Annotated in this window: 19 protein-coding genes, 2 pseudogenes and 1 riboswitch; of the genes and pseudogenes, 10 read left to right on the forward strand and 11 right to left on the reverse strand. The window is 64.7% G+C overall.

The genetic code is table 11. The annotated features are described in order from the left end of the window. Both GYA94_RS13295 and mdcA read right to left on the reverse strand, forming a co-directional pair. A complete protein-coding gene (locus GYA94_RS13295; protein ID WP_161892470.1) occupies nucleotides 1-906 on the reverse strand; it encodes a triphosphoribosyl-dephospho-CoA synthase in 906 nt (301 codons plus the stop codon). Further along, complete coding sequence (mdcA, locus tag GYA94_RS13300) at nucleotides 906-2,567, reverse strand: malonate decarboxylase subunit alpha (protein WP_125854801.1); 1,662 nt, start codon at nucleotides 2,565-2,567, stop codon at nucleotides 906-908. Before mdcA ends, GYA94_RS13295 begins: the two co-directional genes overlap by 1 nt. Before the next feature lie 329 nt (nucleotides 2,568-2,896). Between mdcA and GYA94_RS13305 the strand changes: the two genes are divergently transcribed. Then, nucleotides 2,897-3,967: an enoyl-CoA hydratase/isomerase family protein gene (locus GYA94_RS13305; RefSeq protein WP_047149723.1), complete on the forward strand. Its 1,071-nt coding sequence runs from the start codon at nucleotides 2,897-2,899 to the stop codon at nucleotides 3,965-3,967. A gap of 16 nt (nucleotides 3,968-3,983) precedes the next feature. Further along, on the forward strand, nucleotides 3,984-5,135 hold the full coding sequence (locus GYA94_RS13310; RefSeq protein ID WP_054913468.1) for an acyl-CoA dehydrogenase family protein: 1,152 nt from the start codon (nucleotides 3,984-3,986) through the stop codon (nucleotides 5,133-5,135). Between the two features lie 39 nt (nucleotides 5,136-5,174). Here the strand turns inward: GYA94_RS13310 and GYA94_RS13315 are convergent, their stop codons facing one another. Beyond that, the gene (locus GYA94_RS13315; RefSeq protein ID WP_009686710.1) at nucleotides 5,175-6,107 is read right to left on the reverse strand and encodes a LysR family transcriptional regulator; all 933 of its coding nucleotides are present in this window, start codon (nucleotides 6,105-6,107) and stop codon (nucleotides 5,175-5,177) included. A 124-nt stretch (nucleotides 6,108-6,231) separates the two neighbouring features. On the opposite strand from GYA94_RS13315, the gene GYA94_RS13320 reads away from it, so the two are divergent. Further along, nucleotides 6,232-6,492, forward strand: coding sequence for a DUF2790 domain-containing protein (locus GYA94_RS13320; protein WP_110679644.1), 261 nt, complete (start codon nucleotides 6,232-6,234; stop codon nucleotides 6,490-6,492). Between the two features lies 1 nt (nucleotide 6,493). Here GYA94_RS13320 and GYA94_RS13325 read toward each other — a convergent pair whose 3' ends face one another. Further along, nucleotides 6,494-7,186, reverse strand: a complete 693-nt coding sequence (locus GYA94_RS13325) for a tRNA (adenine(22)-N(1))-methyltransferase (RefSeq protein WP_029887228.1) — start codon at nucleotides 7,184-7,186, stop codon at nucleotides 6,494-6,496. 136 nt (nucleotides 7,187-7,322) lie between these two features. Here GYA94_RS13325 and GYA94_RS13330 point away from each other — a divergent pair, with 136 nt between their 5' ends. Both GYA94_RS13330 and GYA94_RS13335 read left to right on the forward strand, forming a co-directional pair. Next, entirely contained in the window at nucleotides 7,323-7,703 is a 381-nt protein-coding gene (locus GYA94_RS13330) for a RidA family protein (RefSeq protein WP_054913469.1), read from the forward strand. Nucleotides 7,704-7,826: 123 nt separating this feature from the next. Next, nucleotides 7,827-9,827 carry a peptidase U32 family protein gene (locus GYA94_RS13335; protein WP_029887226.1) on the forward strand — a complete coding sequence of 667 codons (2,001 nt, stop codon included), beginning with the start codon at nucleotides 7,827-7,829 and terminating at the stop codon, nucleotides 9,825-9,827. A gap of 47 nt (nucleotides 9,828-9,874) precedes the next feature. On the opposite strand, the gene GYA94_RS13340 is transcribed toward GYA94_RS13335, so the two are convergent. Beyond that, nucleotides 9,875-11,200 (reverse strand): sigma-54 dependent transcriptional regulator, encoded by a 1,326-nt coding sequence (locus tag GYA94_RS13340; protein WP_009686704.1) that lies wholly within the window; start codon nucleotides 11,198-11,200, stop codon nucleotides 9,875-9,877. Nucleotides 11,201-11,540: 340 nt separating this feature from the next. On the opposite strand from GYA94_RS13340, the gene GYA94_RS13345 reads away from it, so the two are divergent. Then, the gene (locus GYA94_RS13345) at nucleotides 11,541-11,807 is read left to right on the forward strand and encodes a hypothetical protein (RefSeq protein WP_009686703.1); all 267 of its coding nucleotides are present in this window, start codon (nucleotides 11,541-11,543) and stop codon (nucleotides 11,805-11,807) included. 106 nt (nucleotides 11,808-11,913) lie between these two features. On the opposite strand, the gene GYA94_RS13350 is transcribed toward GYA94_RS13345, so the two are convergent. From GYA94_RS13350 to cobW, 4 genes are all read right to left on the reverse strand, one after another. Next, nucleotides 11,914-12,492 (reverse strand): vWA domain-containing protein, encoded by a 579-nt coding sequence (locus GYA94_RS13350; RefSeq protein WP_161892471.1) that lies wholly within the window; start codon nucleotides 12,490-12,492, stop codon nucleotides 11,914-11,916. A gap of 89 nt (nucleotides 12,493-12,581) precedes the next feature. Beyond that, complete coding sequence (locus GYA94_RS13355; RefSeq protein WP_161892472.1) at nucleotides 12,582-13,592, reverse strand: magnesium chelatase ATPase subunit I; 1,011 nt, start codon at nucleotides 13,590-13,592, stop codon at nucleotides 12,582-12,584. A gap of 1 nt (nucleotide 13,593) precedes the next feature. Continuing rightward, nucleotides 13,594-17,355, reverse strand: a complete 3,762-nt coding sequence (gene cobN / locus GYA94_RS13360; protein WP_161892473.1) for a cobaltochelatase subunit CobN — start codon at nucleotides 17,353-17,355, stop codon at nucleotides 13,594-13,596. Nucleotides 17,356-17,358: 3 nt separating this feature from the next. Then, entirely contained in the window at nucleotides 17,359-18,426 is a 1,068-nt protein-coding gene (cobW, locus tag GYA94_RS13365) for a cobalamin biosynthesis protein CobW (RefSeq protein WP_110679640.1), read from the reverse strand. A gap of 100 nt (nucleotides 18,427-18,526) precedes the next feature. Continuing rightward, nucleotides 18,527-18,739, reverse strand: a riboswitch (cobalamin riboswitch). 62 nt (nucleotides 18,740-18,801) lie between these two features. Here cobW and GYA94_RS13370 point away from each other — a divergent pair. The 3 genes and pseudogenes from GYA94_RS13370 to GYA94_RS13380 all read left to right on the forward strand — a co-directional run. Beyond that, nucleotides 18,802-19,587 (forward strand): annotated as a pseudogene (locus GYA94_RS13370) (branched-chain amino acid aminotransferase); the annotation flags it as partial. Between the two features lie 230 nt (nucleotides 19,588-19,817). Then, complete coding sequence (locus GYA94_RS13375) at nucleotides 19,818-20,069, forward strand: hypothetical protein (RefSeq protein ID WP_110679807.1); 252 nt, start codon at nucleotides 19,818-19,820, stop codon at nucleotides 20,067-20,069. 81 nt (nucleotides 20,070-20,150) lie between these two features. After that, nucleotides 20,151-20,870 carry a TorF family putative porin gene (locus GYA94_RS13380; RefSeq protein WP_009686695.1) on the forward strand — a complete coding sequence of 240 codons (720 nt, stop codon included), beginning with the start codon at nucleotides 20,151-20,153 and terminating at the stop codon, nucleotides 20,868-20,870. A gap of 7 nt (nucleotides 20,871-20,877) precedes the next feature. Here GYA94_RS13380 and GYA94_RS13385 read toward each other — a convergent pair. Then, nucleotides 20,878-21,276 (reverse strand): annotated as a pseudogene (locus tag GYA94_RS13385) (EamA family transporter); the annotation flags it as partial. Nucleotides 21,277-21,412: 136 nt separating this feature from the next. On the opposite strand from GYA94_RS13385, the gene GYA94_RS13390 reads away from it, so the two are divergent. Beyond that, complete coding sequence (locus GYA94_RS13390) at nucleotides 21,413-21,724, forward strand: hypothetical protein (protein WP_110679808.1); 312 nt, start codon at nucleotides 21,413-21,415, stop codon at nucleotides 21,722-21,724. Between the two features lie 58 nt (nucleotides 21,725-21,782). Here the strand turns inward: GYA94_RS13390 and GYA94_RS13395 are convergent, their stop codons facing one another. Then, nucleotides 21,783-21,995 (reverse strand): PLDc N-terminal domain-containing protein, encoded by a 213-nt coding sequence (locus tag GYA94_RS13395; protein WP_009686692.1) that lies wholly within the window; start codon nucleotides 21,993-21,995, stop codon nucleotides 21,783-21,785. Nucleotides 21,996-22,046: the final 51 nt, after the last annotated feature.

Here is a 22,046-nt window from a genome sequence, read left to right on the forward strand (position 1 = left end):
TCACAGGCTCCCGGCTTTGTCGAGGAACAGGCAGGCGGCCAGTAGGTCGGCGGCGCCGCCCGGTGAGGCGTTCAGTTGCAGCAGTTGCTGGTCCAGCGCACGCAGGTGGCGGCGCCCGGCCAGGGTGGCACTGCCCCCGGCACCCAGTACCGCGCGGGCGCCCTGCTGCACGGCGGCCAGCCCGGCAGGGCCGCTGCGCCACAGCACACAGGTATCGCTGAGCACGACCATGATGGCGAGCAAGGCATCGAGCCGGGCGTTGGCCTCACTGGCACCGCTGGCACGGCTGCGTTGCAGGTTTGGCAAGCCGTGGCCGATAACTGCAGGGAAGCCTTGTTGCGCCTGTTCGCGGGCACCGCTGCTGCCATAGCGCTGGCGCACCTGCAGGCCATGGCTGTGCTGCTGCGGCATGGCCGGGTCGTCGAACAGGGCGATGCGCCCGGCCCGCGCGGCCACCGTGCTGGCGCTGGCATCGGGGTCGAGGGCCTTGGCGGCGACCAGCAGGCCCAGGGCCCAGATAGCGCCGCGGTGGGTGTTGACCCCATGGGTCGCGGCCAGCATCGCGGCTTCGCCTTCACGGCCGAGCTGGCCCAAGCTGGCGCGCAGGGGTTGGCCGATGGTGCCAATGGTTTGCGCGGCTGCGGCCATGTTGCGCAGGCAGGGCCACAGGGCCAGGGCCGAGGCGTGCATCAGGGCCAGGGTCATGTCGGTGTGAGCGCCGTTGCTGCGGCGGTCGACCAGGCCGGGTTTGGGGGACAGTTCGGCTTCGTCGATCAGGGCTTCCACGGCCAGGTCGGCCAGGTGGTCTGGCAGTTGAATCCGGGTTGTGTGGGCTGGCCTCTTCGCGGGTAACCCCGCGCCCACAGGGACCGTAACAGGTTCAAGGCGCAAGTCGTGTGCTTTCATCACCAGCTCCTGAACCGTGCCGGCGGGTTGTACAGGCCGCCGGACCATTCAACCAGGTCGGCAACGCTGCGCGCTGCCAGCAGCTCGCGGCTGGCGTCGGTGCGGCGGATGCCCAGGTCTTCGGGCAATGCGACCAGGCCTTGCTGGCGCAGGCGCGCAGTGTCTTTCGGGTCATGCCGCAGGCCGATGGCGGTAACCCCGGCCACAGCGGCAATCATCTGCTGGCGCTCTTCCAGGCTGCGGGCCTTGTACAGGTAGGCAATGCCCTCTTCGGTCAACAGGTGGGTAACGTCGTCACCGTAGATCATCACCGGGGCCAGCGGCATGCCGGCCTTTTTCGCCACGGCCACCGCATCGAGGGTTTCCACGAAGGTCGGTTTGCCGCCTTCCTGATACGTTTCGACCATCTGCACCACCAGCTTGCGGCCGCGCTCCAGCAGGGTTTGCGGCACGGTCATGTCGAGCCAGGCCGGCGTTGCATGGCGCCGGCCCCGGGGGTCGTGGCCCATGTTCGGCGCCCCGCCAAAGCCGGCCAGGCGGCCGCGGGTGACTGTCGACGAATGGCCATCGCCGTCTACCTGCAGGGTCGCGCCAATGAACAGGTCCACGGCGTACTGCCCGGCCAGCTGGCACATCATGCGGTTGGAGCGCAGTGAACCGTCACGGCCGGTGAAGAACACATCGGGCCGCTGGGCGATGTAGTCCTCCATGCCCAGCTCGGTGCCAAAGCAATGCACGCTTTGCACCCAACCGCTTTCGATAGCCGGGATCAGCGTAGGGTGCGGGTTGAGGGTCCAGTTGCGGCAGATCTTGCCCTTGAGCCCCAGCGACTCACCGTAGGTGGGCAGGATCAGCTCGATGGCAGCGGTATTGAAGCCGATGCCATGGTTCAACGACTGCACCTGGTGTTTTTCGTAGATGCCGCGAATGGCCATCATCGCCATCAGCACATGCACCGGCTTGATATGACGCGGGTCGCGGGTGAATAGCGGTTCGATGTAGAAAGGCTGGTCGGCAACCACCACGAAATCGACCCATGATGCCGGGATATCGACCCGCGGCAGGTCATCCACACGGTCGACCAGCTGGTTGACCTGGGCGATGACGATACCGTCGCTGAACGCGGCCGGCTCCACCAGTGCCGGGGTGTCTTCGGTGCTGGGCCCGGTGTACAGGTTGCCCTCACGGTCGGCCATGAAGCCTGCCACCAAGGTCACGTTGGGGATCAGGTCGACCAGCAGCCGCGAGTACAGCTCGATATAGGTGTGGATCGCGCCGACTTCGAGCAAGCCGTCTTCAAGCAACTGGCCAATGCGCAGGCTTTGTGGCCCGGCGAAGGAAAAATCCAGCTTGCGGGCGATGCCGCGCTCGAACAAGTCCAGGTGCTCGGCACGGCTGACGCTGGGCATGATCATGTGCAGGTCGTGCAGGCGCCCAGGGTCGACTTTGGCCAGCGAGCGCGAGAGGAAGTCGGCCTGCTTCTGGTTGTTGCCTTCCAGCACCACCCGGTCGCCGGGGGCCAGCAACAGCTCCAGTGCTTCGACGATACGCTCGCTGGGCAGCACCGCACCGTCGGCAAGGTGGCGGACCTGATCGAGGCGGCGTTGCTTTTCGGCACGCCGTCGCGACCATTGCGGCGGTGGATTCTGTGTTGTTGTCATGGTGACTCCACGGGTTCGCTGTCGTGGGGTCACCTTAGGGCGGGGGCCAGCCGGGCATCAATCAAGCTCGGCGCTGGATCGTTACGCTAAGGTTAATGATCGTGATTCTGGTGGACCAAAACACCGAGAACATCGGCGCCCATCCACCAAGCCAATCCGGTAAACCTCAAACCTTGCTAGAGTGGCAACACTGCCAGGCACGCAAAAATGCAGATTCCCCCTGCAGATTTGTCGATTGTACAAGGCAAATTCGCATGCAAGGATCGCCAGATCCTCCAGCGAAATCCAGACTTCACTTGGAAAATCAATAACAAAGCAGGGAGAAGGCAATGACTGCGCACGCTTACACCTCGGCCACCGACCATGTACTGGCCGAGGTCCGCAACCAGGTCGGCCACCTGACACTGAACCGCCCCGCCGGCCTCAATGCCCTTACCCTGGACATGGTCCGTAGCCTGCGCCACCACCTGGAACAGTGGGCCCGGGACCCGCACGTACGGGCGGTGGTGCTGCGCGGTGCAGGCCCCAAGGGTTTTTGCGCCGGTGGCGATATCCGTTCGCTGCACGACAGCTTCAAGGCCGGCGATACGCTGCATGAGACCTTTTTCGTCGAGGAGTATGCCCTCGACCTGGCCATCCACCGTTACCGCAAACCGGTGCTGGTGCTGATGGACGGCTTCACCCTCGGCGGTGGCATGGGCCTGGCTCAGGGCTGTGACCTGCGTGTGGTGACCGAGCGCAGCCGGCTGGGTATGCCCGAAGTCGGCATTGGCTATTTCCCCGACGTGGGCGGCAGTTATTTTCTGTCGCGCCTCCCTGGCGAGCTGGGCATCTACCTGGGTGTGAGCGGCGCACAGGTGCAGGCCGCCGATGCGCTCTATTGCGGCCTGGCCGACTGGTACCTGGCCAGCGACCAGCTCGCCGCCCTGGACCAAGGCCTGGACCAGCTGAGTTTCGGCGACCACCCGCTCAAGGACCTGCAGGGCCTGCTGGCCAGGCTCGGTAGCCAGGTGCTGGAGGATGCCCCGCTGGAAAAGCTGCGCCCGGTCATCGACCACTTCTTCGCCCTGCCCGACCTGCCAGCCATCGTCGAGCAATTGCGCACGGTCAGCATTGGCGACAGCCACGCCTGGGCCACGGCCACCGCAGATCAGCTGGAAAGCCGCTCGCCGCTGGCCATGGCCGTTACGCTGGAGATGCTGCGCCGGGGCCGCCAACGGGACCTGGAGGCGTGCTTTGCCATGGAGCTGCACCTGGACCGCCAGTGGTTCCAGCATGGCGATATCATCGAAGGCGTACGCGCCCTGATCATCGACAAGGACAAGCAACCGCGCTGGAACCCACCCACCCTGGCTGCACTGCAACGCCAGCGGGTCGACCAATTCTTCGAAGGCCTGTGAGCCCGGGAGTACACCGATGCAAGACCTGGAACTGAGCGAAGAACAGATCATGATCCGCGACATGGCGCGCGATTTTGCCCGTGGCGAAATCGCCCCGCACGCCCAGGCCTGGGAAAAGGCCGGCTGGATCGATGACGACGTGGTACGCAAGATGGGCGAACTGGGCCTGCTGGGCATGGTCGTGCCCGAAGCCTTTGGCGGCAGCTACACCGACTACGTTGCCTATGCCCTGGCGGTAGAGGAAATTTCCGCCGGTTGTGGCGCCACCGGGGCGATGATGAGCATTCACAACTCCGTGGGTTGCGGCCCGCTGCTGGCATATGGCACGGCCGACCAACAGCAGCAATGGCTGCCGCGCCTGGCCACGGGTGAAGTGATCGGCTGCTTCTGCCTGACCGAGCCGCAAGCCGGCTCCGAGGCGCATAACCTGCGGACCCGCGCAGAGTTGGTAGACGGCCAATGGGTAATCAATGGCGCCAAGCAGTTCGTCAGCAATGCCCGGCGTGCCGGCCTGGCGATCGTGTTTGCGGTAACCGACCCGGACCTGGGCAAAAAGGGCCTGTCGGCCTTTCTGGTGCCCACCGACAACCCGGGCTTCAAAGTCGACCGCAGCGAACACAAGATGGGCATCCGCGCCTCTGATACCTGCGCGGTCACGTTCGACAACTGCCGGGTACCGGCCGCCAACCTGCTGGGTGAGCGCGGCAAGGGCCTGGCCATCGCCTTGTCCAACCTTGAAGGGGGCCGGATCGGTATCGCCGCGCAAGCGCTGGGCATCGCCCGTGCGGCATTCGAAGCAGCGCTGGGTTATTCACGGGACCGTGTGCAATTCGGCAAGCCGATCAACGAGCACCAGAGCATCGCCAACCTGTTGGCCGACATGCAGGTGCAGGTCAACGCTGCGCGGCTGCTGATTTTGCATGCTGCGCGCCTGCGCAGCGCCGGCAGGCCGTGCCTGTCAGAGGCATCCCAGGCCAAGCTGTTCGCCTCGGAAATGGCCGAACGGGTGTGCTCGATGGCGATCCAGGTACATGGCGGCTACGGCTACCTGGAAGACTACCCGGTAGAGCGTTACTACCGCGATGCCCGGATCACCCAGATCTACGAAGGGTCGAGCGAAATCCAGCGCATGCTGATTGCGCGGGAGCTGAAGCACTACACGCTTTAGTAGGTCGACGACCGGGCCCTGGCGCCAGGCTCTGCCCACCTAGCGCCAGTAGCGGGCGTCGTCCACCAGCTCGGCGTGCCTTTCGAACAGCGCTGGCAACTGCTCCTTGAGGTAGTCGATCCAGGTACGCACCTTGGCATCCAGGTAGTGCCGTGACGGGTAAATCGCATACAGCGCACTCTCGCGCAGCCGATACGGCGCCAACAGGCGGCACAGCCGCCCCTGCCCGATCGCCTGGCTGGCGGTGTAGAACGGCAACAGGCCTATGCCCATGCCCAACTCGCTGGCCACCAGCATGGCATCGGCAACATTGGTGGAGAAACCGTCCTTCGGTACGATCACACACTGGTCGACCCCCTGCGGGAACACCCAGTCACCTTCGTACATGGGGTACGACATGCGCAGGCAACGATGGCCGTGCAAGTCTTCGGGGCTTTCCGGTACGCCATTGGCTTCCAGGTAGGCCGGGGCCGCGCAGGGGATACTGAAGATATTGCCCAGCGGCACGGCGATCAGCTGCGAATCGGGCAACGCGCCGTCAACGGTAATCACCACATCATGCCCTTCGGCCAGCGGGTCGGGGTTGCGCTGTGACAGGGTCAGCTCGATCACCACCTCCGGGCACAACGCGTTGTAGCCGGCCACCAGCGGCATCAGCAACAGCCCCAGGCCATGGGGACAGTGCAGGCGTAACCGCCCACGCGGCGTCAGGTGCGCACCACGGGCCTCGCCCACCGCTTCTTCGGTCAGCAGCATGATCTGCCGCGCCCGCTCGAGAAACCGCTCGCCGGCCTCGCTCATGCGCAAGCGCCGGGTGGTGCGGTGCAACAGGCGGGTCTGCAACTGGTTTTCCAGCTCCGCCACGATGCGCGAAACCTGTGCCGCAGAGATGTCCAGGGCGTTGGCGGCCGCCGCGAAGCTGCCGCATTCCACCACACGGGCGAAGGTACGCATGGCATGCAGCATGTCCATGAAAGTGAGCTCCTTACTGGGTGTTATTGTTACGTTAAAGGCAGGAATCTATCACGATCTAGCCCATTTATTGTGTAAGGCCTTTGAATACATCATTAGTCATACATTGTAAAAGGAGCCAGCCATGAAACCCTCCCTCGCTGTAATCGCCATTTCCGCTGCCTTGGCTTCGTGCGCAGCCCTCGCCGCCACGGGCAACGATCAGCCAGCCAGTAGCAACTATGCATACGGCATGCACCTGGATGTGGCCAAAGTGATTTCCATCACCCCGCCCAGCAACGTCGGCGACTGCCAGATCGGCACCGCTCACATGGTGTACCTCGACCACCATGACCAGAAGCACGAAATCAGTTACCGCGAGATGAGCAACTGCCCGCAACAGTGACTCAGGCCAGCAGCTGCGTTATCCAGCCTACCTGCTGGTTGAAGTCGTCTATCTTCGCCTGCGGCACAGCGCCCCGGGCCCGCTGGAAATTGGCCAGGGTGTGCTGCTTCTGGCGCAGCATGCGCTGCCATTTACCCAGGAACGCCGCGCTTTTTTCCTGCATCAGCAACGGCCCGAAGTACAGCTGTTGAGCGGTGTACACCGCCCTGCCCGGCTCGGCGACGATGATCTCGTAGTCGAAGCGGTTTTCCCGCAGCAGTTCCTCGTGGACGATCCGGTAGCCATTGCCGGCCAGCCACTGGCGTAGTTCGCGCTCACCGCCGTTGGGCTGCATTACCAGGCGGGTGACGCCGGCCAGGCGCTGCGGGCCTGCCTGCAGGATGGCGCACATGGTGTCGCCGCCCATGCCGCACAGGCTGACCACCGTGATACGGTCCTGTGGCTCGATGGCTGCCAAGCCATCGGCCAGGCGCACGGCCACAGAGGCCTCCAGGCCGTTGCGGCTCACCGTGCGTTGGGCCGAGGCGAACGGCACCTGCGCCACCTCACCGGCCACCCCGGCCTCGATCACCCCGCGCAGCATCAACGCCACCGGCAGGAAGCCGTGGTCCGAGCCAATGTCGGCCAGGCGCGCGCCCTGCGGCACATAGGCAGCCACGCGCTCCAGGCGCCGGGACAAAGTCTGTTCGTTCAACGTAAACCTCTGGTCTGGCAATCGGCCGCGATTCTGCCGGTGAACGCCGCGCTTTACAAACGCCGGGGTGCGCTCGACCGGTGCGTTGCGCTCGCGTAGGCTTGCCGCTTCCTTCCGTTGCAAGGCAAACCACACCATGGCTCAAGCAGACATCATCTATACCCCCGACCCGGACGCCGACTCGATTTCTTCCGACGTCGCCGAGTACAACGGCGTGCTGGTCACCACCCAGATCCCAACCCGTGCCGACGGCAGCCTGGAGCTGGGTGGCATCGTCGCGCAAAGCGAGTGCACCCTGCAGGCCTTGAAAGTGGCGCTGGAAAAAGCCGGCAGCGGCATGGACCGCGTACTGCACCTGACCATCTACTTGACCGACATGGCCGACCGCGCGGCATTCAACGAAGTGTACCAGCGCTTCTTCAGCAAACCCTGGCCGGTACGTGCCGCCGTTGGCGTGGCCGCCCTGGCGTTCGACGGCATGCGCGTCGAAGTGACGGCGATGGCCGCCAAGCGCTGACCGACCGTCGTTGCCGCCCCCTCGCACCCTGGCTGCACACCTTCGGGCAGCCCAAGGGTGCCGCCAGCCCGTTTCGCCGCTACAATGCGCGCCTAACCCGTGACAGCCCGAAAATACAACGACATGTCCCTTCCAAAGAACCAGCTGGAACTGCTCAGCCCTGCGCGTGACGTGGCCATCGCCCGTGAGGCGATCCTGCACGGCGCTGATGCCATCTACATCGGCGGCCCAAGCTTCGGCGCGCGCCACAATGCCTGCAACGAAGTCAGCGACATTGCCGAACTGGTCGAGTTCGCCCATCGGTACCATGCGCGCGTGTTCACCACCATCAACACCATCCTCCACGACAACGAGCTGGAGCCGGCGCGCAAGCTGATCCACCAGTTGCATGACGCCGGTGTCGATGCACTGATCGTGCAGGACCTGGGGGTGATGGAGCTGGACATCCCGCCGATCGAGCTGCACGCCAGCACCCAGACCGACATTCGTACCCTGGAGCGGGCGAAATTCCTCGACCAGGCCGGTTTCTCGCAACTGGTGCTGGCCCGCGAGCTGAATTTGCAGCAAATCCGCAGCATCGCCGCCGAAACCGACGCGGCCATCGAGTTCTTCATCCATGGTGCACTGTGCGTGGCATTTTCCGGCCAGTGCAACATCTCCCACGCGCAAACCGGGCGCAGCGCCAACCGTGGCGACTGCTCGCAGGCCTGCCGCCTGCCCTACACCCTGAAGGATGACCAGGGCCGCGTGGTCGCGTTCGAGAAACACCTGCTGTCGATGAAAGACAACAACCAGACCGCCAACCTGGCCGACCTGGTCGATGCCGGCGTGCGCTCGTTCAAGATCGAAGGGCGTTACAAGGACATGGGCTATGTAAAGAACATCACGGCCCACTACCGCAAGGAACTGGATGCCATCCTGGAGGGCCGCCCGCACTATGCCCGCGCTTCCAGCGGGCGCACCGAGCACTTCTTCCTGCCCGACCCGGACAAGACCTTCCACCGCGGCAGCACCGACTACTTCGTCACCGACCGCAAGGTCGATATCGGCGCGTTCGACTCGCCAACCTTCACCGGCCTGCCGGTGGGCGTGGTGGAAAAGGTCGGCAAGCGCGACCTGCACGTGGTGACCGACGTGCCGTTGACCAACGGCGACGGCCTTAATGTGCTGGTCAAACGCGAAGTGCTGGGTTTTCGCGCCAACATCGCCGAGCCCCGTGGCGAGTTTGAAGAAGACGGCCAAACACGCTACCGCTACCGCGTCGAGCCCAATGAAATGCCCGAAGGGCTGCACAAGCTGCGCCCCAACCACCCGTTGTCGCGCAACCTGGACCACAACTGGCAACAGGCCCTGCAGCGCACGTCCTCCGAACGCCGGGTGGGCGTGGAGTGGCACGCGGTGCTGCGCGAGCAACGCCTGCTGCTGACCCTGAGCAGCGAGGAAGGGGTCAGTGTGCAGGTAGCCCTGGAGGGCCCGTTCGGCGTCGCCAACAAGCCCCAGCAGGCACTGGAGCAACTGCACGACCTGCTCGGCCAGCTGGGTACCACTATGTACCACGCCGACCGTATCGAGCTGGACGCCCCGCAGGCGTACTTCATCCCCAACTCGCAGCTCAAGGCCCTGCGCCGCGAGGCCATCGAGGCACTGACCGCCGCGCGGGTACAGGCCCACCCACGCGGCGCGCGCAAGGCCGAGACCACGCCGCCGCCGGTGTACCCCGAGTCGCACCTGTCGTTCCTGGCCAACGTGTACAACCAGAAGGCTCGCGACTTCTACCACCGCCATGGCGTGCAACTGATCGACGCCGCCTACGAGGCCCATGAAGAGCACGGCGAGGTGCCGGTGATGATCACCAAGCACTGCCTGCGTTTCAGCTTCAACCTGTGCCCCAAGCAGGCCAAGGGTGTCACCGGCGTACGCACCAAGGTCGCGCCCATGCAGCTGATTCAGGGCGACGAGGTACTGACGCTGAAATTCGACTGCAAGCCGTGCGAGATGCATGTGATCGGCAAGATGAAGAGCCATATCATCGACCTGCCGACACCGGGCAGCGCGGTCGCACAAGTGGTTGGGCACATCAGCCCCGAAGACCTGCTCAAGACCATCCCGCGCGGGCCGCATTGAGGGGTTCGGCCCTGGGTGATGTTCGCCCAGGTGCCGTGGTGTAACGCTCAGCGTATCTGGTGCTTGTGCAACAAGCGGTAGAACGTCGGCCGCGAAACACCCAGCACCTTGGCAGCCATGCTCAGGTTGTCACTGTGCCGGTTGAGCACATCGCACAAGGCCTGGCGCTCGGCGCGGTGCTTGTATTCTTCCAGGGTGCCTAACGGCTGCTGTTCCTGGTCGTGCAACTGCAAGCCCAGGTCCTGCGCCTCGATCTGCCGCCCTTCGGCCAGCACCAGCCCGCGGCGTACGCGGTTGGCCAGCTCGCGAACGTTCCCCGGCCAGTCATGGTGGCCCATGGCTGCCAAGGCGTGTTCACTGAAGGAGCGCGGCCGGCGCCCGGTTTCCAGGCTGTAGAAATGGGCAAAATGGTTGGCCAGCATGGACAAATCGCCGTGCCGGTCGCGCAGCGGTGCTGTCACCACCTGCAATACGTTCAGGCGGTAATACAGGTCTTCGCGAAAACGCCCCTGCTCAATGGCCCGTTCCAGGTCCACGTGGGTCGCCGCCAACACCCGCACATCCACCGGTATTGGCTGGCTGCCGCCTACGCGCTCGATGTGCTTCTCCTGCAAAAAGCGCAGCAGGTTGGCCTGCAGTTCCAGCGGCAAGTCGCCAATTTCGTCCAGGAACAAGGTGCCGCCGTGGGCCGCTTCGATACGGCCGACCTTGCGCTGGTGCGCCCCGGTAAAAGCGCCTTTCTCGTGGCCGAACAATTCGGACTGGATCAAATGCTCAGGGATGGCGCCACAGTTGATGGCGATGAACGGCTGATCACTGCGCTGCGACTGGCGGTGCAGCGTGCGCGCTACCAGCTCCTTGCCAGTGCCGCTTTCACCGCGGATGAGCACAGGTGATTCGGTAGGCGCCAGTTTGCCCAGCAGCTTGCGCAGTTCGCGAATCGGCCGGCTGTCACCGAGCAATTCGTCGTTCGCGTCATCGACCTTGACCGCACCCTTGCCGCGCAGGCGCGCCATGCCGAACGCCCGGCCCAGGGTGACCTGCACCCGCGAGACGTCGAACGGCAAGGTGTGGAAGTCGAAAAACCACTCACATACAAAGTCACCGAAGGCTGGCATGCGCAGTTGGTCGGCGCTCAGCACGGCGATCCACTCGGTGTTGCTGCGCTTGATCATGTCCTTGACCGCGTCCGGGTGCCGCAGGTGCGCGGCCTGCAAGCGCAGCAGGCCCACATCGCAGGGGTGGTCCAGTGCGGCGGCGAGCATGCAGCTGTCGACATCCCAGCCGGCGTTGCGCAGGCCCGGCAATAGGCGGTGGCAATCGTCGCAGGGGTCGACGATCAGCAAACGGCGTTGCGCGGCAGGCTGTTGCATGACCGATCCTTGGCGCCATTGTTTGATTTTTTTAAAGTAAAACAGCAAGTTGTGGCGCCCGTTTAACAGTAGCAACGAAGTTGACACTGCCCAGTACCGTCCGTCTGCCGACGCATTTTTTTACAAACGCCCACGGGAATTTTCGCACTTTAACGACATCACATGGCGGCGCAGGGAATAACGGAGATAGCCCTGGCAAAAAATTTATTCGCAATGTGTGACTTGCTACCGCACAGCGAGCATCAGTACACATAACCCCGCGCTGCACTTCGCGCACCTGAGGCGACTTTTAAGCAACGCGGACTTACTTCGCTGTTTGGGACCATAGAGAGACCGAACCATGAATGCCCCGCTCCGTGTCAACGAAGCACTGCTGATTGCCGACCACGCCTTCGAACCCTTCCAGTGCGTAGCCTGGGATGCCCCCAATGGCACTGGTGAACTCAGCCTGGCAGTGATCGACCGGACCAACACCCGCATTGGCGCCAAGCAGGTGTCTTCGCGCATCTACTCCGACCCCGCGCAGTGGGCCAGCCTGATCGAGGAAGTGCGCGCCGAATTGTGCGAAAAAGGTTACGACCTGCAACCTTGGTCGATGCCGAAATAATACCGGCGTTTATAACAAGTGCGTGCAGCGCCACGCACTTGTGCAACTTTCATCGTGCAGGCCTGACAACTTTGTCACTTGCGACATTGTGCCGCAGTGCCCCTGTTCAATACGCCAGCTTGAAGTGTTGCAAGTGCTGATAATCCGCCTGCAATTGCTCGGCCAGGCGCTGGGCACGCCCTAGCCGTACCGGCGCCATTTCCATGTCCACCAACAGCGTGGCACAAGGCATGGGTTGGACCGTGTTGCTGTGCTGCACGCGCCCATCGGTAAACACCAGGCAGCGCAGCACTTCTTGCGGGTATGCCCGCTGGCGTGCCTGCAGCCAATGCCGGGCCTGCTCCAGGGCTGCGAACAGTGGCGTGCCCCCGCCAGCCCCCAACGCCTGTAGCCATGGCTGCAAGGCCGCCGACGCCTTGAGGCCATGGCGCTGCCACTGCGGCGTGCGCCCGCTGGCCGTGAGCAGCGCCAGGCGAGCACGCTGGCGATAAGCCTGATCGAACAGTGCTGCCAACACCCCCTTGGTCTGCGCCAAGGCCTGGTGGCGGCGGGTTGAGGCCGACGCATCGACGATCACCAACCACAGTTCGGCAGGCCTGGCCCGGCGTTGCTGCCAGCACAGGTCCTGGCGTTGGCGTGGGCGCCCCTTGAGCAAAGTCGGCAGCCAGGCGACCCTACCTGCCAACGCGTCGCGTGCGCGCCCTCGGCTGGCACCGTGCTGCTTGCCTGCACCCGCCTTGGCATCCCCCCCTATGGCGTGTGGCTGGGGGGGGCTCAGGGCTTTTTTGCCCAGTTTGGCACCTCGCGACGGGCGCCACTGGCCACCGGCTGCGCGGGCAATGCACCCCAATCGCCCTGCCCGCCTTGTTCACCAGGGTTGCTGCCGGCCGGCTGTTCGGCCTGTTGCGGGGGGGCTGGCGGATTGGCCTGTGGCGCCACCCGGCGGCGATGGCGCAAGGCAAATTCGGCTACGGCCTCCACGTCGGTTTCTTCAATGGCTGCACCACCGCGCCAGGCACAGTGGGCGCGCGCCGCGCGCAGCCAGACCAGGTCGGCGCGCACGCCATCCACGCCAGCAGCAAAACAGCGCTGGGTGATCCAGGCCAGTGCCTGGTCGTCCAGCGCAATGCCCGCCAGCACATGGCGCGCCGCCTGGCAGCGCTCGCGCAACTGCGCCTGCGCCTGCGCCCATTGCGCGCAAAAAGCCTGCGGGTCATGGTCGAAGGCCAGGCGCCGACGGATGATCTGCTGCCGGGCCGCAGGTTCGGGCAAACCTTGCAGGGCCACATTAAGGCCGAACCGGTCGAGCAACTGCGGGCGCAGTTCGCCTTCTTCCGGGTTCATGGTGCCGATCAGCACGAAGCGGGCGCTGTGGCGGTGCGAGATGCCGTCGCGCTCGACGCGGTTGGTACCGCTGGCGGCCACGTCAAGCAACAGGTCGACCAGGGTATCTGGCAGCAGGTTGACTTCATCCACATACAGCACGCCGCCATCGGCCTGGGCCAGTACCCCTGGGGAGAACTGAGCCTTGCCTTGGCCAAGCGCGGCGTCGAGGTCCAGGGTACCGACCAACCGTTCCTCACTGGCACCCAGCGGCAGGGTCACGAACGGGCCCTCACCCAGCAGGTCGGCCAGGCCACGGGCCAAGGTGCTCTTGGCCATGCCGCGCGGGCCTTCGATCAGCACGCCGCCGATTTTCGGGTCGATGGCCGTCAGGCACAGGGCCAGCTTCAGGTCCTCGGCACCCACCACGGCCGCCAGCGGAAATTGTACGGGTTCACTCATGTCAAGCCTGTTCCTCGCCGTCGAGCAGTTGCTCCTCAAGCGCTTCGCGGTAGTCACCAGGCGCTTGCCACAGGCCACGTTGCTGGGCCTCCAGCAGGCGCTCGGTAAGGTCACGCAAGGCCTCGGGGTTGTGCTCGCGCATGAAGTCGCGGGTGGCCGGGTCGAGCACATAGGCGTCGGCCAGCCCCTGGTAATGATGGTCGTCGATCAGGTGCGTGGTGGCGTCGAAGGCAAACAGGTTGTCCACCGTCGCCGCCATCTCGAAGGCGCCTTTGTAGCCATGTCGCTTGACCCCATCGATCCATTTGGGGTTCAACGCACGGGCGCGGATCACCCGGTTCAGCTCTTCTTTCAAGGTGCGGATGCGCGGCCGGTCCACCTGGCTGTGGTCACCGTGGTAACTGGCCACGCCGGCCCCGCCCAGGGTTTCCGAAGCCGCCAGCATGCCACCCTGGAACTGGTAGTAGTCGTTGGAATCGAGCAGGTCGTGCTCGTGGTTGTCCTGGTTTTGCAACACCGCCTGGACCTTGGCCAGGCGCTGGGCGAACTGGGCGCGGGCCGGGGTGCCGTCATCGCTGCCGCCGTAGGCATAGCCGCCATGGTTGAGGTAGACCTCGGCCAGGTCTTCGCGGCTGTGCCACAGGCGGCCGTCGATGGCGTTCTGCACCCCGGCACCGTAGGCGCCGGGTTTGGCCCCGAAGACCCGCCAGCCTGCCTCCCGAGCGGCCTGTTCGGCGCTTGCACCCTGGGCCTGCAGCGCAGCGCGCTCGGTGCGTACACGGGCAGCCAGGGGGTTGAGGTCGTCGGGCTCGTCCAGCGCCGCCACCGCTTGCACCGCGGCATCGAACAGGCGGATCAGGTTGCCGAAGGCATCGCGGAAGAACCCGGAAACGCGCAAGGTCACGTCCACCCGTGGGCGGTCGAGCAAACTCAGCGGCAAGATCTCGAAGTCATCGACCCGTTGGCTACCGCTGGCCCACACCGGCCGTACGCCCATCAGTGCCATGGCCTGGGCGATGTCGTCGCCGCCGGTACGCATGGTAGCGGTACCCCACACTGAAAGGCCCAACTGGCGCAGGTGGTCGCCATGGTCCTGCAGGTGGCGTTCAAGAATCAGGTTGGCCGAGGCGAAGCCCAGGCGCCAGGCCGTGGTGGTAGGCAGGTTGCGCACGTCCACGGTATAGAAGTTACGGCCGGTGGGCAGCACATCGAGGCGGCCACGGCTGGGCGCGCCACTGGGCCCTGCCGGCACGAAGCGCCCGGCCAGCGCTGCCAGCAAGCCCTGCATTTCTGCGCTGCCGCAGGCATCCAGGCCCGGCGCCACCTCCATGCACAGGGCTTGCAGCACCGCATGCACGGGGTGCCATGCGGGGCTGTCAGGTAGCTGTGCACTGCCGGCCAGCGCCTGCTCGATCAGTTGCAGCGCCAATAGCTCCAGGCGCTCCCGCGTATCGCCACAGGTGCGCCATGCCTCGCTGGTTACCGCTTGCAACGGCTCGGGGCGGGCGCCCTGCCACGGCTGGCCGAGTTCGCAATCCAGTGGGTCGAAGCCGGGCACCAGCGCCTTGGCCAAGGTGCGTAGCAAGCTGGCATTGCCGCCTCGGCCATCGCCGCGCTCGACCCTGAGCAACGCCAGCAGCGTATCCAGCCGCAGGCGCCCGGCAGGCGATTGGCCAAACACATGCAGGCCGTCGCGGATCTGCGACTCCTTGAGGTCGCACAGGTAAGTGTCCAGGCGCGGCAGCCACACGGCAGCATCGTCCAGCTGCCCCTCCAGCTGCAGCTCGCGGTCGATATGGTTGACCTTGACCAGTTCGAGGATGTCGCGCTGCAACTCGCGCGCCCGCCGAGGGTCGAGCAGTTGCGCCTCATAGAATTCGTCGGCCAGTTGCTCCAGGTGGCGCAACGGCCCGTAAGTCTCGGCACGGGTCAGCGGTGGCATGAGGTGATCGATGATCACCGCCTGGGTACGGCGCTTGGCCTGGGCGCCCTCACCGGGGTCGTTGACGATGAACGGGTAGATGTTCGGCAGCGGGCCGAGCAAGGCGTCCGGCCAGCACTGCGCCGACAGCCCTACGCCCTTGCCTGGTAGCCATTCGAGGTTGCCGTGCTTGCCGACGTGTATCACCGCGTCGGCAGCGAAGGCATGGCGCAGCCAGAAGTGAAACGCCAGGTAACCATGTGGCGGCACCAGGTCGGGGTCGTGGTAGACCGCGCTGGGGTCCACCTGGTAGCCACGTGCCGGCTGGATGCCGACAAAGGTCAGGCCAAACCGCAGGCCGGCGACCATCAGCCGGCCACTGCGGAACATCGGGTCCTGCTGGGGTGGCCCCCACCGTTCCAGCACCGCCTGGCGGTTGGCTTCGGGCAGGCGCGCGAACGCAGCCTGGTAGTCGGCCAGGCTCAAGCTCTGGGCGCAAGGGCGCTGGTCGAGGTTGTCAAGGTCGTTGGTCACGCCACCGAGCAACTGCTGGATCAGCTGCGTGCCACTGCCCGGCAGGTCGGCCACCGGGTAGCCTTCGGCTTGCAATGCCTTGAGGATGTTCAGGGCCGCAGCGGGCGTATCCAGGCCAACACCGTTGCCAATACGGCCATCCCGGGTCGGGTAGTTGGCCAGCACCAGGGCCACGCGCTTCTGCCCATTGGGCAGGCGCGCCAGCTCGACCCAACGGCGCGCCAGCTCGGCGACGAAGTCCATGCGTTCGGGGTGGGCGCGGTAGCACACCACGTCCGACTGGCTGCGCTCGCTGCGCCAGGCCATGTCCTTGAAACTGACCGGCCGGGTGATGATGCGCCCGTCCAGTTCGGGCAAGGCTATGTGCATGGCCAGGTCGCGCGCACCCAGGCCCTGTTCGCTGGCTTCCCAGCCGGGCTGGTTGTCCTGCGCGCAAATGGCCTGCAACACCGGGATATCACGGCGGAACGGGCGCAGGTTGGGGCGTTCGGGGCTGGAGAGGGCAAAACCGGTGGTGTTGACCAGCACCTCGGCGCCGACCTCGTCCAGCCAGGCTTCGACCTGCTCCAGGCAGGCGCTTTCCTTCAGGCTGGCCACGGCGATCGGCAATGGATTCAGACCGGCCGCCTGCAGGCGCTGGCAGAACACGTCGATGAACGCGGTGTTGGCCGCTTGCAGGTGCGAGCGGTAGAACAGCAGCGGCGCTACCGGGTGTTCGGGGTGCCACTGCGGGTACCAGTCTTCCAGCGCCGCGCTGCCCTTTTGTGGGTGGTACACCGCCGTGCGCGGCAACGGCTGCGGCTCGTCCCAGGCATAGTCGCGGCCCAGCCACTGGCTGGCCAGGCAGTTGAACAGGTTGATGGCGTTGGCCTTGCCGCCTTGGCGCAGGTAGTGCCACAGGCGTTCGGCCTGCGCGCCGGTGACGTTGCCCAGGCTGGTCAGTTCCGGGTCCGGGCGGTCGTCGCCCGGCACCAGGATCAGCTGCACGCCACGGGCTGCCAGTTCGACCAGTTGTTCTACGCCATAGCGCCAATAACCGACGCCACCGTGCAGCGACACCAGGATGACCTTGGCATGGCGCAGCACCTGGTCAACGTACAGGTCGACCGAGGCGTGGTTCTGCACCTGCATCGGGTTGGCCAGGCGCAGGCTGGGGAAGCCTGCGGGCAATTGCTCGGCCGTGTCGGCCAGCAATGCCAGGTGAGAATCGCCGCTGCAGAGTATCACCAGTTCGGCGGGTGTCTGGCCAAGGTCGGCGATGCTGTCATCCGGCACAAAGCCGCCGGGCTGGGTCCGCAGCAGGTGCATGGGTCAGGCGCCCAAGGCCTGGCGCAGGCGCGCTTCCAGCTGGGCCGCATCAAGGTCCTGGCCGATCAGCACCAGGCGGGTGATGCGCGGCTCGTCGGCACGCCAGGCACGATCGAAGTGCTTGTCGAAACGGGTACCCACGCCTTGCACCAGCAGGCGCATCGGCTTGCCCGGGATGGCAGCGAAGCCTTTGGCACGCAGGATGCCGAACTCCACCACCAGCTGGGTCAGGGCGTCGAGCAGCAGGCTTTCGTCGGCTTCCGGCAGGTCGATGGAGATGGAGTCGAAGGCGTCGTGGTCATGATCGTCATGGTCGTCGCCGTCGTGGTGCGAGTCGTGGTGGGTACGGCGGCCATCGATGTGCGCCTCGGACTCGGCGCCCACGCCCAGCAGCACTTCCAGTGGCAGCTTGCCGCTGCTGGCTTCGACCACTTTCACCGCCGGCGGCAGTTCTTCGGCGACTTCGGCACGCACCTTGGCCAGGCCTTCGGCGTTGATCAAGTCAGCCTTGTTCAATACCACCAGGTCAGCGCTGGCGAGCTGGTCGGCGAACAGCTCATGCAGGGGCGACTCGTGGTCCAGGTTGGGGTCCAGCTTGCGCTGCGCATCGACCTGGTCCGGGTAGGCGGCAAAGGTGCCGGCAGCCACCGCCGGGCTGTCGACCACGGTGATCACGGCGTCGACGGTGCAGGCGTTGCGGATTTCCGGCCACTGGAAGGCCTGCACCAGCGGTTTGGGCAGGGCCAGGCCGCTAGTCTCGATCAGGATGTGGTCCAGGTCGCCACGGCGTGCCACCAGCTCGCGCATCACCGGGAAGAATTCTTCCTGCACGGTGCAGCACAAGCAGCCGTTGGCCAGCTCGTAAACGCGGCCGGTGGCCTCCTCTTCAGTGCAACCGATGCTGCATTGCTTGAGGATTTCGCCATCGATGCCCAGTTCGCCGAACTCGTTGACGATGACCGCGATGCGGCGGCCCTGGGCGTTGTCGAGCATGTGGCGCAGCAACGTGGTCTTGCCCGAGCCGAGAAAGCCGGTAACGATGGTAACGGGGAGCTTGGCCAGTGTTTTCATGTCGCAGTGCCCTTGGCAGTATGGCGCGGGCATGCAGGACGACAGCCACCGGCCAGGCCGGCCGGGCTTGTTCGCCACCGGATCACCCCGCCCGGTTGAAAGTCGAAAACGTGACGAGGCAGGTCTCCTGGCTTGCACCGTTCCAGTTGCCTGCCACGGCAGCAGTCTGGCGGGATGACGCCTTCCCGCGCGTTGGCGCAGTGGCTGTGTCGATCCGTTGTCGGTGCTTACAGTTGCGGGGGCAGCCGCGGCTTGTACCGCGTTCCCGTCTTAGCTTCGGCCTGGCCGAAGAACCTCGAAGTGGCAAGGCTACGCAGTGGTTGGCGGGTGGTCAACCGTTGGCTCGCCTCGATTCTTTCAGCGCCTGTGAGATCGAGCGCCGCCCGCATGCAGCGCAGCTGCGCCCGCCTGCTGATGCCGCAGGTGCCGACCGATGTGTTCATCGAGGCGTGCAAGCAAGTGGTCAAGGCCAACGAAAAGTTCGTGCCACCGCATGGTAAAGGCGCCCTGTACCTGCGCCCGTTCGTCATCGGCACCGGCGACAACATTGGCGTGCGCACCGCTCCCGAGTTCATCTTCTCGGTTTTCGCCATTCCGGTTGGCTCGTACTTCAAGGGCGGCATGAAGCCGCACAACTTCCAGATCTCCAGCTTCGACCGTGCAGCACCGCAGGGCACCGGTGCCGCCAAGGTCGGTGGCAATTACGCTGCCAGCCTGCAGCCAGGTGCCGAAGCGAAGAAAGCCAACTTCGCCGACGCCATCTACCTCGACCCGCTGACCCACACCAAGATTGAAGAAGTCGGCTCGGCCAACTTCTTCGGCATTACCGCCAACAATGAGTTCGTCACGCCTAAATCGGCCTCGGTGCTGCCAGGCATCACCCGCCTGTCGCTGATGGAGCTGGCACAATCGCGCCTGGGCCTGACCGTGGTCGAAGGTGACGTGGAAATCAGCAAGCTGGACCGCTTCGTCGAAGCCGGCGCCTGCGGTACTGCTGCGGTGATCACCCCGATTGGTGGCATCGAGTACAACGGCAAGCTGCACGTGTTCCACGACCTGGAGAAGGTCGGCCCGGTCACGCAGAAGCTCTACAATGAGCTGACCGGCATCCAGAGCGGTGATGTGGAAGCACCGGCTGGCTGGATCGTCAAAGTCGCCTGAAACGCTTTTGCGGTACAAAAAACGGGGCATGCCATCGCTGGCATGCCCCGTTTTTCATGGATCGAGCCACCAGGCGGCAGCCTGCAAGGTTTGAGCTTCTGCGCGTCAATGGCCAGGGCGCCGTGCATCAATAGTCACTATCGAGAGGGGCAATTTCTACCAGGCGCGACAACCACATAACCTAGCTCCATCGCCTCGCCACCTACACCCTTGGCCCCTGGAGCTACCTGATGAACACCCTGGCCCGCTTGCTGACTGCCACGCTTGCCCTGCTTACCCTCGCCATCAGCAGCGGCTGTGCCAGCCACCCTGAACTGCGCCCGTACAGCGCCGACGAAACCCGCCAGTTACAGCTGGAGGCCTTGCAGCGCCGCGGTCTGTCGCTGGACGACTATGAGCAGCAACGCCGGGTGATCCAGCGTGCAGGCAACCTGCCGGTGGTGACCGAGGCAGCCGATGCCGACCGTTCGACCAAAGGCTGAACCCGCCGCTACATGGTTTTCAGCGGCCGCTCGGGCAGGTATCCTTGAACGCTCTACCGTAAGCCCTCCAGGACGGTGACCATGTTCAGGCCCCTGCTGTTGCTGAGCATTGCCCTGCTGTTCAGCCCCCCTCTGCTGGCCCAGCAGATGAAGCGCCAACTGGGCGATTTCGACTTTACACTCGGCACCACCCCTTCCCGCAGCATGGCCCAAGGGTTGATTTCACCCACGGCGGTCGGCGCGTTTCATGGCGGCATGGATTTCAGCCACCCCAGTGGGCTGTACGTCGGCCAATATGCCCCGAGCATGGGGGTGACGGCTAACTCGACCCTGCGCCTGGACAGCTACATGGGCTACAAGCACCACTTCGACAGCACCTTGGGCTATGAAGTGGGGTTGATCCACTACAGCCAGCCAAACATCGCCGGCGCCGAGAGCGTAGCCCTGTATGGGGGAGTGTCGGTGCTGGGCAGCCGGTTCGGCGGTGCACTGCGCGACAACCCCGACAACCGCACCGGTACGCTGTTCGCCGATTTTGGCCAACTGCCCTTGTTCGATGTCGACCTCACCGTCAAACTCGCCCATCATCGCCTGGGCACACCCTTCACCATCGGCGATGGCAGCCAGGTGAATGCCTTTTCCGACTGGTCGCTGGAACTGTCGCGCCCTTGGCTAGGCATCGACCTGAACCTGATCTACAGCAACTCGAGCCTCAGTGGCACCAGCTGTGACGCCTACTCAGGCATGAACACCTATTGCGACAGCGTGGTCACCCTCAAGGCCCAGCGCAGCTTTTTCTAGGCTTTTCCTACAGGGCCTGGCGGCGCGGCACCAGCGCCAGCGTAATACCGCCCAGCACTACCACACTGGCGAGCAACAAACGCAGCGATAACGGCTCGCCGATCAGCGCAACCCCGCCCAACCCCGCCAGCACCGGCACACTCAGTTGCAGGGTCGCCGCCTGTTGCGCACTGACCTGCCGCACCACGCCATACCACACGGCATAACCGGGTCCGGAAGCCAGCACACCGGAGCCCAGGGCGAACAGCAAGCCACCGGCACTAAGGTGTGGCCCGGCCCCCAGCAACAGCAGCGGTGCCAGCACCACCAGCCAGGGCAGGCTGCGGGCAAAGTTGCCGGCCGTGTCGGCCAGCGGCCTGGGCGACCCTCTGCCGAGCAAGGTGTACGCCCCCCAGGGGATGCCAGAAGGTACTCGAGGTCAAGTAGGTCGTTTCCTACAAACAGATGAAATTGTTGAACACCTCGTTCGTTTTCACAACTTGCGCATCCCGGTAAGGTGCACGGCACGGCACGGACGCTTTATCGCAACCAAGGACAAAACCATGAGCAAATTCGATTTTCAGTTGGCTTACACCGTCGAAGGGGATGAGGCAGATGCGGCGAAGGCACGTACGTACCTTCGCGAGAAAACCGGCCTGGAAACCGTCGAGCACATCGAGACCACCTTGCTTGGGGTGGTCACGCTCGAGGCCGCGACGCTTGCCGACCGCCAGAAGGATGCCGAGCGCGTATTCCACGCATTCATACACGATGCGTTGAAGACGCTGGGCGTGCTGTCCACCGTGAAGTTCTACGGCTGCCTGATGGTGAACGGCCTCGGCCCCGCCATTCGCTTCAACGTGCTGCCCAAATGACCGCTGGAAAGTGACCGCTGACGGTATCAGGCGCGCGAGCGCCTGATACCCGTGCCTGTCATTTTTCTTCGAGTACGGACCGGCCTTTTACGGCGCGCGGGCCGCGCCAGGCCCAGAACAACAAGCCGGGGATTGGCGCGTAGACGACGAACACCACCCACAACATCTTGCGTTCGGCGCGCCGCTCACTGCCGATGATGTTCCAGATGGCCCAGATTTCCATGAGGATGACCAAGGCTGCGACAATGATCCAGATCGTTCCGACTTCCATAAGCGCTCTCTCTTTGCCGTGTAATGGCTTGGGTTGTTATTGACGCTGAGG

The organism is Pseudomonas juntendi, assembly GCF_009932375.1.
Taxonomy (GTDB): domain Bacteria; phylum Pseudomonadota; class Gammaproteobacteria; order Pseudomonadales; family Pseudomonadaceae; genus Aquipseudomonas; species Aquipseudomonas juntendi.